This window comes from Pseudomonas sp. AC242 (assembly GCF_979258655.1).
In genome coordinates, this window is record NZ_OZ409873.1 from 1,166,341 (window position 1) to 1,179,228 (window position 12,888).

General features: G+C 58.4%; 11 protein-coding genes. 3 read left to right on the plus strand and 8 right to left on the minus strand.

Going from position 1 to position 12,888, the window contains the following annotated elements:
- Positions 1-32 precede the first annotated feature (32 nt).
- The 7 genes from ACZZ0A_RS05335 to minC form a co-directional block, all read right to left on the minus strand.
- Positions 33-2,186 carry a mechanosensitive ion channel domain-containing protein gene (locus ACZZ0A_RS05335; RefSeq protein ID WP_414893417.1) on the minus strand — a complete coding sequence of 718 codons (2,154 nt, stop codon included), beginning with the start codon at positions 2,184-2,186 and terminating at the stop codon, positions 33-35.
- A gap of 77 nt (positions 2,187-2,263) precedes the next feature.
- Complete coding sequence (locus tag ACZZ0A_RS05340) at positions 2,264-2,440, minus strand: hypothetical protein (protein WP_163004785.1); 177 nt, start codon at positions 2,438-2,440, stop codon at positions 2,264-2,266.
- 169 nt (positions 2,441-2,609) lie between these two features.
- Entirely contained in the window at positions 2,610-3,899 is a 1,290-nt protein-coding gene (locus ACZZ0A_RS05345; protein ID WP_095114335.1) for a M18 family aminopeptidase, read from the minus strand.
- Between the two features lie 176 nt (positions 3,900-4,075).
- Positions 4,076-4,711: an RluA family pseudouridine synthase gene (locus ACZZ0A_RS05350; RefSeq protein ID WP_034151766.1), complete on the minus strand. Its 636-nt coding sequence runs from the start codon at positions 4,709-4,711 to the stop codon at positions 4,076-4,078.
- Positions 4,712-4,880: 169 nt separating this feature from the next.
- Entirely contained in the window at positions 4,881-5,135 is a 255-nt protein-coding gene (minE, locus tag ACZZ0A_RS05355; protein WP_003223146.1) for a cell division topological specificity factor MinE, read from the minus strand.
- On the minus strand, positions 5,135-5,947 hold the full coding sequence (minD, locus tag ACZZ0A_RS05360; RefSeq protein ID WP_007913953.1) for a septum site-determining protein MinD: 813 nt from the start codon (positions 5,945-5,947) through the stop codon (positions 5,135-5,137). The genes minE and minD overlap by 1 nt, the downstream gene beginning before the upstream one ends.
- A 169-nt stretch (positions 5,948-6,116) precedes the next feature.
- A complete protein-coding gene (minC, locus tag ACZZ0A_RS05365) occupies positions 6,117-6,854 on the minus strand; it encodes a septum site-determining protein MinC (RefSeq protein WP_026000431.1) in 738 nt (245 codons plus the stop codon).
- Positions 6,855-6,971: 117 nt separating this feature from the next.
- Here minC and ACZZ0A_RS05370 point away from each other — a divergent pair, with 117 nt between their 5' ends.
- From ACZZ0A_RS05370 to ACZZ0A_RS05380, 3 genes are all read left to right on the plus strand, one after another.
- On the plus strand, positions 6,972-7,904 hold the full coding sequence (locus tag ACZZ0A_RS05370) for a lipid A biosynthesis lauroyl acyltransferase (RefSeq protein ID WP_095114336.1): 933 nt from the start codon (positions 6,972-6,974) through the stop codon (positions 7,902-7,904).
- Between the two features lie 35 nt (positions 7,905-7,939).
- Entirely contained in the window at positions 7,940-9,109 is a 1,170-nt protein-coding gene (locus ACZZ0A_RS05375) for a patatin-like phospholipase family protein (RefSeq protein ID WP_150794444.1), read from the plus strand.
- Positions 9,110-9,182: 73 nt separating this feature from the next.
- Positions 9,183-11,981 carry an RHS repeat domain-containing protein gene (locus ACZZ0A_RS05380; protein WP_463542612.1) on the plus strand — a complete coding sequence of 933 codons (2,799 nt, stop codon included), beginning with the start codon at positions 9,183-9,185 and terminating at the stop codon, positions 11,979-11,981.
- A gap of 63 nt (positions 11,982-12,044) precedes the next feature.
- Here the strand turns inward: ACZZ0A_RS05380 and ACZZ0A_RS05385 are convergent, their stop codons facing one another.
- On the minus strand, positions 12,045-12,830 hold the full coding sequence (locus tag ACZZ0A_RS05385) for an outer membrane protein OmpK (protein ID WP_077571766.1): 786 nt from the start codon (positions 12,828-12,830) through the stop codon (positions 12,045-12,047).
- Positions 12,831-12,888 lie beyond the last annotated feature (58 nt).

The following is a 12,888-nucleotide window of genomic DNA, read 5'->3' on the forward strand; positions in this document are numbered from 1 at the left end:
CCTGCCTGTGACTGCAACCGCGCGCCTGAGTGCTATTCCTTCGGCTGACCGCCACCGGCAGTGATCACTTGCACGCTCATGCGCGGCGTCGCCAGATCGAGTCCGGCTTCGTCGAGATGGCGTTTGAGCGAAAGGTTGAAGGCTCGGGACACTTCCCACTGTTTGATCGGCGCGGTCTTGAACCGCGCGCGCAGGATCGCGCTGCCGGATTCGAAACTTTCGACGCCCTGTATCTCCAGCGGCGACCAGATGTTGCGTCGCTGCAATGGATCGGTGCGCATCTTCTGCCCGACTTCGCGCATCAGTTTGATCGCGTCGTCGATTTCCATGTTGTACGGCACCGCCACACGGAAGATCGCGTAGCCGAATTCCCGCGAGTAGTTCTTGATGCTTTTGATTTCGCTGAACGGGATGGTGTGGACGATGCCGTCGATGTCGCGCAGGCGCACGGTGCGGATGGTCAGCCCTTCGACGGTGCCGAGGTGGCCGCCGACATCGACGTAGTCATCGATGGCCAGCGAGTCTTCGATGATGATGAACAGGCCGGTAATCAAGTCCGCGACCAGTGACTGCGCGCCGAAACCGATGGCCAGACCGATCACGCCGGCACCGGCCAGCAGTGGCGTGACGTTCATGCCCATGTTCGCCAGCGCGACGATCAGCGCAATGATAAAGATCGCCACGAACAGCACGTTGCGAATCAGCGGCATCATCGTTTGCGCACGGGCATTCGCCAGGCCTTTGCGCGAGCGGGTGAGGGCGTGGTGCACGGCGGTGTCGGCGAGGATCCAGATCAGCCAGGAGAAAATCAGTGTGCCGATCAGGCTGAACAGTTTGACGCTGACATCATGCCCTTCGCCCTCGGCGAAACCGATCAGCGACTGGCCCCAGACGCGCAGGCCGAGTTCGATAAAGACCAGCCAGACCACCAGGTGCGCGAGGGTGTAGAAGAAGTTTTTCAGGCGTTCGGAGTACAGCGCGTGGCGTTTCGGCCCGCGTTGCGGTTTCAAGGAATGGCGGCGGACGAGACCGTTGATCACCATGCACATCACCAGCAGCACGGTGCAAATCAGCGACTGGCGCAAGGCGGTGCTGGTGTCGCCGGCGGAGACGAAGGTGGCGAACAGCGAGATGCCGACCAGTACCAGCGCTGGCACGTACCAGAAGGTGCCGAGGATTTCGATGGTGTCGCTGAGCGCGCGGCGGGTCAGGCGCCGTGACAGCGGCTGATTGCGGATCAGGTGCGCAATCGGTCGGCGGAAACGCAGGATAAACAGACCGGTCGACAGCGCCGCGAGGACATTGGCGATGGTCGCGGCGGTGTGAGCCAGATGCACGCCGAGGCTTTCGATCAGGCGTGGATCGTTCAGCGCCTCACCGAACGCGGCGAAGCTGCCGATCAGCCACAGCGGCCGGAACGCCTGATGACGCAGAATGTACAGCGCGCGATGGCGGTGCGGGCCATCGAGCAGGGAAAACGCGATCACGCAGATCGCCGAAAAACAGGTGCCGACCACCAGCGCATAGGCCAACACCATCGCCAGGCTTTTGCCCAGTGACGACGGCAAGGCGTAGCTCATGTAGACGGTCATCACCAGTGCGATCAGCCACGGCCCGAGCTTGCGCAAAGCGAAGCGCAGCATGTCGAGGGCTTTGGGATGTTGCGGCAGTTCTTCGGTGAGGCCGAAACGCATGCGCACCCGATGGCCGAGCCAGATCAGCGCGGCAGCGAGCAGGCTCCACACTGCGAGGATCATGGCGAAGCCGAAGATGATCGGCAGCCACTCGTTGGCCGGCAGCATCATCGCGCTCAGTTCGTCCTTGGCCAGATCGAACTCGTTGCCCCAGCGGTTGAGCGGGCTGTCAGCGCCGGTAAATTGTTTTTCGAAGTTGGACAAAGTGCCGCCGATCAAGCCGAGCACGCCTTCTTCAGGGCTGGCCTGGGCTTTTTTGGTGGCGTCGCGCAGCTTTTTCAGATCGCTCAGCAACTGTGCGCGTTGCTTGTCGTTTTCCAGCGACTTGATGACTTCGTCGAGGGACTGGCCGAGCGGCTCCTGCGCTTCGGGCTGCGCTTTGTTGGTGTTGAGCAGACCGGGCAAGCCGACCGCGTGGGCGGGGGCCAGCGGCAGCAGCGTCATCAGGCAGACGAGGAACAAACTGGGCAAAGCAAAAAGACGAGCGAACACTAGGCGGTCAACCTCGCAAGGGGCGGATTCGCTGGAGTGTACGAGGCCCACTAAAGCAATGCGAGCCGGGCGCGGATTTATTCGTTGAGTTTGGCGAGGATCTTGTAGACCACGGTGGCGAGGATCGTGAGCATGCCGATCCACATGGCGAATACGCCGGCGTTCTTGTCACGGAAGTTGAAGCCGATGGCCAGCAGGATCATTCCGCTCAGAATCGGAATGAGCATGGCGTGGAACGAAGACATCGAGATCATGGAGACTGCCTTGTCGAAATGAATGATGTAAGTCTAGGTCGGTTTCTGCCGGCCGGTATTGATCTGAGTAGGAGCAACCGAAGGCTGCGATCTTTTGATTTTGTTTTTAAGATCAAAAGATCGCAGCCTTCGGCAGCTCCTACATTGAATCGCATTTTTGCCGAAGTTTTTATGGCAACTCGCGGCAGGCGTAGAACGCACTCAGCACTTTGACCAGATGTGCCAGGTCGTGGCTGCCGCACAGTTCGCGGATCGAGTGCATGGCGAAGGTCGGCAGGCCGATATCGACAGTACGCACACCGAGGTGGCTGGCGGTGATCGGGCCGATGGTCGAGCCACAGCCCATGTCGCTGCGCACCACGAAACTTTGCACCGGGACTTCTTCGGCCATGCACAGATGGCGGAAGAAACCGGCGGTTTCGCTGTTGGTGGCGTAGCGCTGGTTGCTGTTGACCTTGATCACCGGGCCAGCGTTGAGTTTCGGGCCGTGGTTGGCGTCATGCTTTTCTGCATAGTTGGGGTGCACGCCGTGGGCGTTGTCGGCCGAGACCAGCAGGGATTTCTGAATGGTGCGGACGAATTCGTCACCTTCCGGCAGCAGACGGCGCAGGGTCTGTTCGAGCATCGGGCCATCGGCACCGCAGGCGGAGCAGGAGCCGACTTCTTCGTGGTCGTTGCACACCAGCACACAGGTTTCGTCGGTTTCGGCGGTGAGCAAGGCTTGCAGGCCGGCGTAGCACGACAGCAGGTTGTCGAGACGCGCGCCGGCGATGAAGTCGCCATTGAGGCCGATGACTGCAGCGCTTTGCGTGTCGTAGAAGCTCAGCTCGTAATCGAGCACGACGTCGGCGTTCAAGCCGTGTTCGCGGGCCAGTTGATCGGTGAGCACGGCGCGGAAATCGACGCGCTCGTCACCGGCAAATTGCGCGAGGATCGGCGGCAGTTCGGTCTGCGCGTTGATCGCCCAGCCCTGATTGGCTTCACGGTTGAGGTGAATCGCCAGGTTGGGAATGATCGCGATCGGCGCTTTGAAGTCGATCAACTGGCTTTCGACCTTGCCGTCGCGGCGGAAGGTCACGCGGCCGGCCAGCGACAGATCGCGGTCGAACCACGGTGCCAGCAGCGCGCCGCCGTAGACTTCAACGCCCAGTTGCCAGAAGCCCTGACGCTGCAGTTCCGGTTGCGGCTTGACCCGCAGGCACGGGCTGTCAGTGTGCGCGCCGACCAGGCGGATGCCGCCGTGCAGTGGCGAAGTGCGGCCCATTTTGATCGCGACGATCGAGGAGTCGTTACGGGTGACGTAATAGCGGCCGTTCGGCTCGGTGGCCCATGGCTCGCGCTCGTCGAGGCGCACGAAACCGGCAGCCTCCAGACGCTGTACCAGACTGGCAGTGGCGTGGAACGGGGTAGGGGAGGCCTTGAGAAAGTCGATCAGGCCTTGGTTCAACTCTTCGCGCATAAGAAACTCCAGACAGCAGTGGGCGGGAGTTTAACGCATCGGCCGGACAATTGAATCCGAACCGGAGCCCTTGTAGGAGTGAGCCTGCTCGCGATAGCGGTGTGTCAGATCATTATTGATTGACTGACAGAGCGCTATCGCGAGCAGGCTCACTCCTACAGGGGACGGTGATGTGGTCAGAACGGTGCAGGGCACTCGAAGCGCAGGCGTTCGCCGGTTTGCGGATGGGTGAAGCTGAGCATGCTCGCGTGCAGGCACAGACGTGGCCAGGCGGCCAGAGCCTGCTCGTGGGCGTAGAGCCCGTCGCCGAGCAGCGGATGCCCGATCGACAGCATGTGCACGCGCAACTGGTGCGAACGGCCGGTGATCGGCGTCAACTCAACGCGACACCAGTCACCGCAACGCTCCAGCACACGCCAGAAGGTCAGCGCGTGTTTGCCGAATTCGTGGTCGACCACATGACGCGGCTTGGTCGGTGGGTCGTAACGCAGAGGCAGGTCGATGCTGCCACTGTCGAGTTCCGGCTGACCCCAGGCCAAAGCGGTGTAGGCCTTTTCGGTTTCGCGGTCGTGAAACTGGCGCGACAGTTCGCGGTGCGTGTCGGCGTCACGGGCGAGCAGAATGATGCCGGAGGTTTCCCAGTCCAGGCGATGGACGATGCGCGCTTCCGGGTAGCCGTTTTCCTGCAGGCGGGTAATCAGGCAATCCTTGTTGTCGTCGGCGCGACCCGGCACCGAGAGCAGCAATGTCGGTTTGTTCACCACCAGTACGGCGGCGTCCTGATGAATGATGTGGATGTTGGACAGCGGCATTAAAACAGCCTCGTAACAAATGCCAACGGCGGCTCGGAACTGCTGATAACCCTGTAGGAGCTGCCGAAGGCTGCGATCTTTTGACTTTGAAGATCAAAAGATCGCAGCCTTCGGCAGCTCCTACACAAGCATCAATAGTCCGAGCCGCCGTAGCGACTGCCAAATCGACTCAGCGATCAGGCAGGGTGATGTTGAGTTCCAGAATCGAGCAACTGCCCTGGCTTTCCAGTGCAACATGTACGTCGTCGTTGCCGATGTTGACGTACTTGCGGATCACGTCGACCAGTTCCTTCTGCAAGGCTGGCAAGTAATCCGGCGTGCTGCGCTGGCCGCGCTCATGCGCCACGATGATCTGTAGACGCTCTTTCGCTACCGAGGCGGTACTTGGCTTTTTGTTGGCACGAAAGAAGTCAAAAAGGTTCATTACCTACCTCCAAACAGGCGCTCGAAGAATCCCTTCTTCTCGACATCGAGGAAACGGTGGGCTTTTTCTTTGCCCAGCAGGCGGTCGACGGTATCGCTGTAAGCCTGACCGGCATCGCTCTGGTCGTCGAGAATCACCGGGACGCCCTGGTTGGATGCCTTAAGCACCGCCTGGGATTCCGGGATCACGCCGAGCAGGGTTACCGAGAGGATTTCCTTGACGTCTTCAACGCCCAGCATCTCGCCCTTTTCAACACGCTCTGGATGGTAGCGAGTGATCAGCAGGTGTTCCTTGATCGGGTCTTCGCCACGTTCGGCGCGACGCGATTTGCTCGCCAGCAGGCCGAGCATGCGGTCCGAATCTCGTACCGAGGACACTTCCGGGTTGGTCACGACGATCGCTTCATCAGCGAAGTACATGGCCAGGTGTGCACCTTTTTCGATGCCGGCCGGGGAGTCGCAGACGACGAACTCGAATTGTTCCTTGAGCTCCATCAGGACTTTTTCCACGCCTTCGACAGTCAGCGCGTCTTTGTCGCGGGTCTGACTGGCGGCCAGTACGTAGAGGTTTTCCAGGCGCTTGTCTTTGATCAGCGCTTGTTGCAGGTTGGCTTCGCCGTTGACCACGTTGACGAAGTCATACACCACGCGGCGCTCGCAACCCATGATCAGGTCAAGGTTACGCAAGCCCACGTCGAAGTCGACGATCACTGTTTTGTGGCCGCGCAGAGCGAGGCCGGTACCGATAGCGGCGCTGGTGGTGGTCTTACCCACACCACCCTTGCCGGATGTAACCACGAGAATCTTGGCCAAGGTGTTTCACCCCTAAGGAAGAAGGACTTTTTAGCCCCTGAAAAACATCTCTTGAAAACTACTGCAGTCGGACAGCCTTGGCTGGAATTCGGCGTTGAGCCTTTTTCCTACTTCGTTTGAGCCGTTTTCGCTACGTTTTAGAGATGCTTGGAAAATGCGGCAGTATCCGTTAAAGCCGAATGATGTTCAACACGTCGCCCGACAGGCTGACCTGTACGCCCGAGCCCCACATCGGGTCGCGGCGCAAATCTTCGGAGACCTTGTAATGACCGGCGATGGAGATCAGTTCAGCGCTCAATTGCTGACAGAAAATCCGTGCCTTGGTGTCACCCTTCACGCCGGCCAGCGCCCGACCACGCATCGGGCCGTATACATGGATGTTGCCATCGGCGAGAAGTTCCGCCCCCGGACTGACCGAAGACACCACGACCAAATCGCCACCCTGGGCATATATCTGTTGGCCACCACGTACTGGCGTGGTGATGACGCGGGTCGGTTTGACCGTTGGCTCAGGCGGTTTTTCCGGCTTCTTTTTGACTTCGGCTTCCGGTGTTTCCAGCGGCCGTTCACGGGCGCCCGACGGCGGCAGCACCGGAATATCGATGGCGATGGCGGCGGCGATGTCTTCGATGCGGCTGGCGCGAATTGCCAGGGTGCGCAGGCCATGTTGACGGCAGACGCGCATCAGGCCCGGCAGATCGACGGCGCCTTCGCTCGGCGGCAGTTTGTCCAGCGCCAGAACCAGCGGCGCGTTGCTGAAGAAGTTCGGCGCCTGGGCAACTTTGGCGGCCAATTGCCGATCGAGGCTTTCGAGGTCGTTACGGGCCAGTTCCAGCACAGTAATGGCCAGCATGCTGCCCTTGAGCTGGAATACGGGATCTTGGTCTAACGGTTCGGTTTGGCTCATGTCGGCATACAACGGCTTGTCACTAAAAGTGCCGAGACTTATAACGAGAACGCCCGCAGGCCGCAAGCCGGGTCGAACGATGTAGAATGCGCGGCCACTGTATTTACGGAAGCTTTAATGGATCGCCCGCGTTTTCGAAAAGCATTTTTATCGCCACGCTTCTGGCCGCTCTGGTGCGGTCTGGGGCTTTTGTGGCTGATCGTGCAGTTGCCGTATCCGGCGTTGCTGACCATCGGTCGAGTTTTGGGCGCCTTGATGTATCGCGTGGCCGGCGACCGGCGGCGCATTGCCAAGCGCAATCTAGAGCTGTGCTTCCCGGAAAAATCCGCCGCCGAGCGCAAACGCCTGCTCAAGGAAAATTTTGCCTCCACCGGCATCGCTTTTTTTGAAATGGCCATGAGCTGGTGGTGGTCGCGTGAACGTCTGGCCAAGCTGGCCCACGTTGAAGGCCTGGAGCATTTGCAAAAGGCCCAGCGCGAAGGCAAAGGCGTGATTCTGATGGCCGCGCATTTCACCACGCTGGAAATCGGCGCGGCGCTGCTCGGCCAGCAGCACACCATCGACGGCATGTACCGCGAACACAAGAATCCGTTGTTTGACTATGTTCAGCGTCAAGGCCGCGAGCGGCACAACCTCGATTCGCTGGCAGTGGAGCGTGACGACGTGCGCGGCATGCTCAAGTTGCTGCGCTCCGGTCGCGCGATCTGGTACGCACCGGATCAGGACTACGGCGCCAAACAAAGCATCTTCGTGCCGTTGTTCGGCATTCAGGCAGCGACCGTGACGGCGACGACGAAATTCGCCCGTCTGGGCAAGGCGCTGGTCGTGCCGTTCACGCAGGAGCGTCTGGCTGACGGTAGCGGTTATCGCTTGGTGATTCATCCGCCGCTGGAAGACTTCCCAGGCGAAACCGAAGAAGCCGACTGCATCCGCATCAATCAGTGGGTCGAGAGCGCCTTGCGTGCCTGCCCTGAGCAGTATCTGTGGGCGCATCGACGCTTCAAGAGCCGCCCACCGGGCGAGCCGAAGTTGTACGCCAAACGCGGTTGATTGACCCACCCCTATAAGCACCATGGAGCGTTGCGATGAGCCCAGCTGAACCGGTCACAGGTTTGATTCTTTCCGGCGGCGGGGCTCGGGCGGCGTATCAGGTGGGGGTTCTGGCGGCGATTGCCGAATTGCTGCCGTTGGGCGCGGACAATCCGTTTCCGGTGATCGTCGGCACCTCGGCCGGGGCGATCAATGCGGTCAGCCTGGCCAGTGGTGCCACGGACTTTCGCGCCGCCATCGAACGCCTCACCTTGTTCTGGCAGGGCTTTCGCAGCCATCGCGTGCTGCGCAGTGACTGGCCCGGTGTTATCCGTCAGGCCAGCCGCTTTGTCAGTCACAGCCTGCTCGGCCTCGGTCGGCAACTGCCGGTGGCGCTGCTCAACAGTTCGCCGCTGCGCGAACTGCTCAATGAAAAACTGCACATGCCCGGTATCGCCGAATCGATCGCGCGCAAGCAATTGCATGCCGTGGCGGTAACTGCGTTCGGCTATGAGTCGGGGCAAGCGGTGACGTTCTATCAGGGCGGCGGCAAGATCGATTCATGGCTGCGCCATCGACGTATTGGTGTGCCGACGCAACTGTCGGTGGATCACTTGCTGGCCAGTTCGGCGATTCCGTTGTTGTTCGCGCCGGTGAAAATCGGTGATGAATATTTCGGTGATGGCGCGGTGCGGCAATCGGCGCCGATCAGCCCGGCGCTGCATTTAGGGGCGAGCCGGGTGCTCGTGGTCGGTGTCAGCGGCAACCCGCGTGGGTTTGATCCGCAGCAGCCGCTGGAGCGCGCCTACACCGGGCAACAACCGACGCTGGCGCAGATTGGCGGGCACATGCTCAACAGCACGTTCATTGACAGCCTGGAGAGCGACATCGAGTTGCTCCAGCGTCTCAACCAGTTCAGCCACTTGATGCCTGCCGGCACGCCGACGCGCGAGTTGGGTGTGGCACCGGTGGAGGTGCTGGTGATTTCGCCGAGTCAGCCGATCGATGAGATTGCGGCACGGCATCGCCAGGAGCTGCCGGCGGCGTTGCGTTTGTTTCTGCGCGGGCCGGGGGCGACCAAGACCAGTGGGGCAGGGGTGTTGAGTTATCTGCTGTTCGAGGCGGGGTATTGCAGCGAGTTGATTGATCTGGGACGGCGCGATGCGTTGGCCAAGCGCGAGGAGTTGTGCCGGTTTCTCGGGGTCTCGATACCTGAAGTCGCTTGACCTGTCAGGTTTGACAGTAGACGTGTGTGCGTTTACCTCTATAAGTTGAAGCCCTTGCCCAGAGGGTTTGCCAATGACGACCGCACAATGGACTGATGCTCACACACCGTCACTGTCGGTAGTGGATTCGCGCGGTTTTGCTGTGCGCAATGTTGGCTATTGCCGGAGTCCGTTGAATCCGGCTGTTGAGGCTCGGATTACGCAAAATCGATTTGATGCGGTCGGTAGGCTTGCGGCTTGTTGGGACCCGCGATTGCGGGAAGCAGCGTCGAAACCGAACCTTGAAAACACCTTTGATTTGCAAGGCCGGCCTCTGCTGATTGATAGCGTCGACGCTGGCTGGCAGTTGAGCTTGTTGAATGAGACAGGTGAGACGTGTTCATTCTGGAATGGTCGTGGCAACCAGCGGCATACTCAATACGATGAGCTTCAGCGTCCGACAATTGTCTCGGAACATCTGATGCACGAGTCACCTAAGGTTTGCGACCGATTTATCTATGGCAGTGCGGTTGGCGAGTTTGCCGATCACAACCAATGCGGTCAGCTCATCCGACACTACCATCCTGCCGGCAGTCGCGGCCTCGACGAGTACGGTGTGACGGGTTTGCCGCTGTCAGAGCAGACGCGTTTTCTGCGCGATCTGCAGGAGCCTGACTGGCTTGACGAAAGTACTCACGCTAACCTGGAAGACGAGGTTTTTGAGACTGCGCACCGCTACAGTCCGTTGGGGGAGCTGCACAGTCAGACCGACGCCAAGGGTAACATCAGACTTTTCAATTACAACAGGGCGGGTCAGTTGAGTGACACCCGACTCAAGCTTGCCGATTCTGGCGACGTACCAAGCTTGCTGGTCAGCGAAATCCACTACGACGCGCTAGGCAACAACGTTAGCGAACGAGCAGGCAACAGCCTCTTGAACACGGCTCGCTTCGCTGCTGACGATGGGCGTTTGCTGCAATTGCAATCCAGCGATGCTAATGGCCAAACGCTGCAGGATTTTAATTATGAATACGATCCTGTCGGCAACGTCACCGTAATCGAAGACAAGGCTCAACTCGCCCGGCACTTCAACCAGGAGCGTATCGATCCGCTTTGCCGATATACCTATGACAGCCTTTATCAACTGATCAAAGCGATCGGCAGTGAAGTCAGCCAACTGAGTTACGGCCCGGCGCTGCCGATCTGGCAAACCACGCCGCTGGACCCCAATCAGTTACGCAACTACACGCAAATCTTCAACTACGACGCCGCCGGCAATCTTCAAACACGACATCACTCTGGTGCGGAAACCTTCGAGATGTTCACTTCGTTGCACAGCAATCGCAGCGTTGCAGAAGAAAGCAATCTGACTGGCGGCTTTGATGCAAACGGCAACCAGTTGGAGCTTTCACGCGGCCAGCAAATGACGTGGGACGTTCGCAACCAGTTAAGCAGCGTGACGATGGTCAGTCGTGTCGACGGTCCGGATGACACTGAAAGTTATCGCTACGAACGCCCGGGTCAGCGCTTGCGCAAAGTCCGATCGACGCAATCCGCTCGTCGCACGCTGCTCTCTGAAGTTCGCTATTTGCCGGGGCTGGAAGTCCATCGTGACATGGCCACTGGAGAGGAACGGCACGTTGTAAGTGTTGACGCTGGACGATGTAAGGTTCGTGCATTGCACTGGGTAACCCGGTCGCCTCGGGATACTGGTAGCGACCAGTTGAGGTTTAGTCTGAGCGACCATTTAAACTCGCGCACTCTGGACCTGGATGAGCGGGGTGCGTTGTTGAGTCGGGAAGTCTATTACGCTTATGGCGGAACGGCTATATGGGCGGGCACTAGTGAGATCAAGGCCAAATACAAAACGGTCCGTTATTCGGGGAAGGAGCGTGATGCGACTGGACTTGTTTATTACGGTTATCGGTATTACGCGCCTTGGTTACAGCGATGGCTAAGTGCTGATCCTGCGGGTGATGTAGACGGTTTGAATTTTTTTATGTTTTGTGGGAATGGACCGGTATCAAAGGTTGACCATCAAGGATTGCAGTGGAGCGAATCAAGGTTTCGATCGAGGTATGGCCCGACAACTTATCTCGATGAGCAAGAGGGTAGTGCCGGAGAAAGAATAGTTGAAACTGTACAAGGTGGGCTGGATGCCGCAATTGCTGCTATTGCAGTTGTGGAGTCTTCACTGGGTTCAGAGGGCGAGAGGGGGATTGACCCTTTGGCATCGTACTATGTTGATAACACTTTTGGGCCGCAAGCGGATTTCTCTGCATTAGTTGAGACATTGGGCAAAATGAAGGAAGTGCTGACTTTTTACTCCTTGCTCCCGGGGAATGTTCTTTTTGTTAATCGACCTTATGTCAAACGTGCGACGGGTGAGGGACGTGATGCCGAGAGGCTTTATGCCGGCGTTCGTATTGTTCCCAAAGATCCCATGGAGCGTATGGTGATCACTGAAGATGAACTGAATAGCGAGGGCACACTTGATATTGCTTTTATTCACGCTGCGGCAATAGGTCTTGGCGCTCACGAAGTGATGCCCTACACGAGGGGGTATCCGATGATTGCACCGGATGCCACTGCCTATTTCGGAGAGGACCTGATAAGTGGCGAGTTTGATGGTGTGATTGTTTCTCGTGCCATTGATCGCCTTCGACTACCAGACATAAAATACTTTTTTGGATCAAAGGGTTTGTCTGGTCTGGAGGGTAAACTCAAGGAAGACCCAAGCATAAGAGCCAGCATTTTGATGCAGGACGCGGGAGTATTAAGTTTCTTTGTTAAAACTTTATCGTTCGCGCTGAATGGTTCACCACCGCCGCCATATCCGCGAGAGCTAAGAGAAACAAAAGCGAAAGCTTATCCGTCGAAGGGACTATCTTAAAATTGGTCCGTGCAGGCAGGCTTTTCACGGTTGTCGTGATAAGCCTGCCTGCAACGATATCAATCAGAAGTGGAACTTCACCAGGAAGCTCGTGGTGCTCTGATTGGTCTTGAACGCACCGGTGTCGTCGATGCCGTACTTGTCTTTCCAGTAGTCGTATTCAACACCGACATACAACTGCTTCTCGCCGAAACTCAGCGCCTTGCCCAAGTCGTATTTTATTTGCGGGTTGAAGTGCAGGTTGGCGTGGTAATCGCCTTTGGAGTTGGAGTCGTTGTCGGTGACCCAGTCCATGAAGCCGTCGATCAGGATGTCCGACTTGCCGACCGGGATGGTGTAGGACCAGACCGGAGTAATCTGCCAGACGTTGTCACCGGCGCGAGCACCTTGGGTGTGACGCTGGTAGAAGTTCAACTGGAAGTAGTCGAAGCCCGGGATTGCCAGGTCGAAGCCTGGACCGATCAGGTACGACTCGGTATCGCCTTCGCCGAACTCGTAAGTCATCGCCACCAGGACGTCTTTGATCGGGCCGAACTCGATCTTCTGGTCGAGCACTTTGCCCAGCGAGATGCGCGGGCTGAACTCACCGTAGTAGGTGTTCGGACCGTTGCTGAAGTCCTTGCCACCGTTGTAGAAGATCTTGTCGAGGAAGAAGAAGTTATCCCCGTACTTCCACGCATCGGCGTGCTCGAAGGTGACGGTCTGCTGGATGCGCGGGTTGACCTGGAAGTCCTTGCCATACAGGTAGGTCAGGCTGTTGTTCTGCCACTGCAGCAGGCCTTCGGCCATGGCCTGGCCGCCGGCCAACATCGATCCCGCGAGCATCAGGCTGGTGCACATACGTTTCATTCGGTTGCTCCCAAAGTAGGTGTTCCACGTTATTTTTTTTAAGATCGGCGCTCTGGTG

Coding starts and splice junctions, on each gene's coding strand:
- ACZZ0A_RS05340 (WP_163004785.1), bottom strand. CDS start 2,440: ATGATCTCGATGTCTTCGTTCCACGCCATGCTCATTCCGATTCTGAGC.
- ACZZ0A_RS05345 (WP_095114335.1), bottom strand. CDS start 3,899: ATGCGCGAAGAGTTGAACCAAGGCCTGATCGACTTTCTCAAGGCCTCC.
- ACZZ0A_RS05350 (WP_034151766.1), bottom strand. CDS start 4,711: ATGCCGCTGTCCAACATCCACATCATTCATCAGGACGCCGCCGTACTG.
- minE (WP_003223146.1), bottom strand. CDS start 5,135: ATGAACCTTTTTGACTTCTTTCGTGCCAACAAAAAGCCAAGTACCGCC.
- minC (WP_026000431.1), bottom strand. CDS start 6,854: ATGAGCCAAACCGAACCGTTAGACCAAGATCCCGTATTCCAGCTCAAG.
- ACZZ0A_RS05370 (WP_095114336.1), top strand. CDS start 6,972: ATGGATCGCCCGCGTTTTCGAAAAGCATTTTTATCGCCACGCTTCTGG.
- ACZZ0A_RS05375 (WP_150794444.1), top strand. CDS start 7,940: ATGAGCCCAGCTGAACCGGTCACAGGTTTGATTCTTTCCGGCGGCGGG.
- ACZZ0A_RS05380 (WP_463542612.1), top strand. CDS start 9,183: ATGACGACCGCACAATGGACTGATGCTCACACACCGTCACTGTCGGTA.
- ACZZ0A_RS05385 (WP_077571766.1), bottom strand. CDS start 12,830: ATGAAACGTATGTGCACCAGCCTGATGCTCGCGGGATCGATGTTGGCC.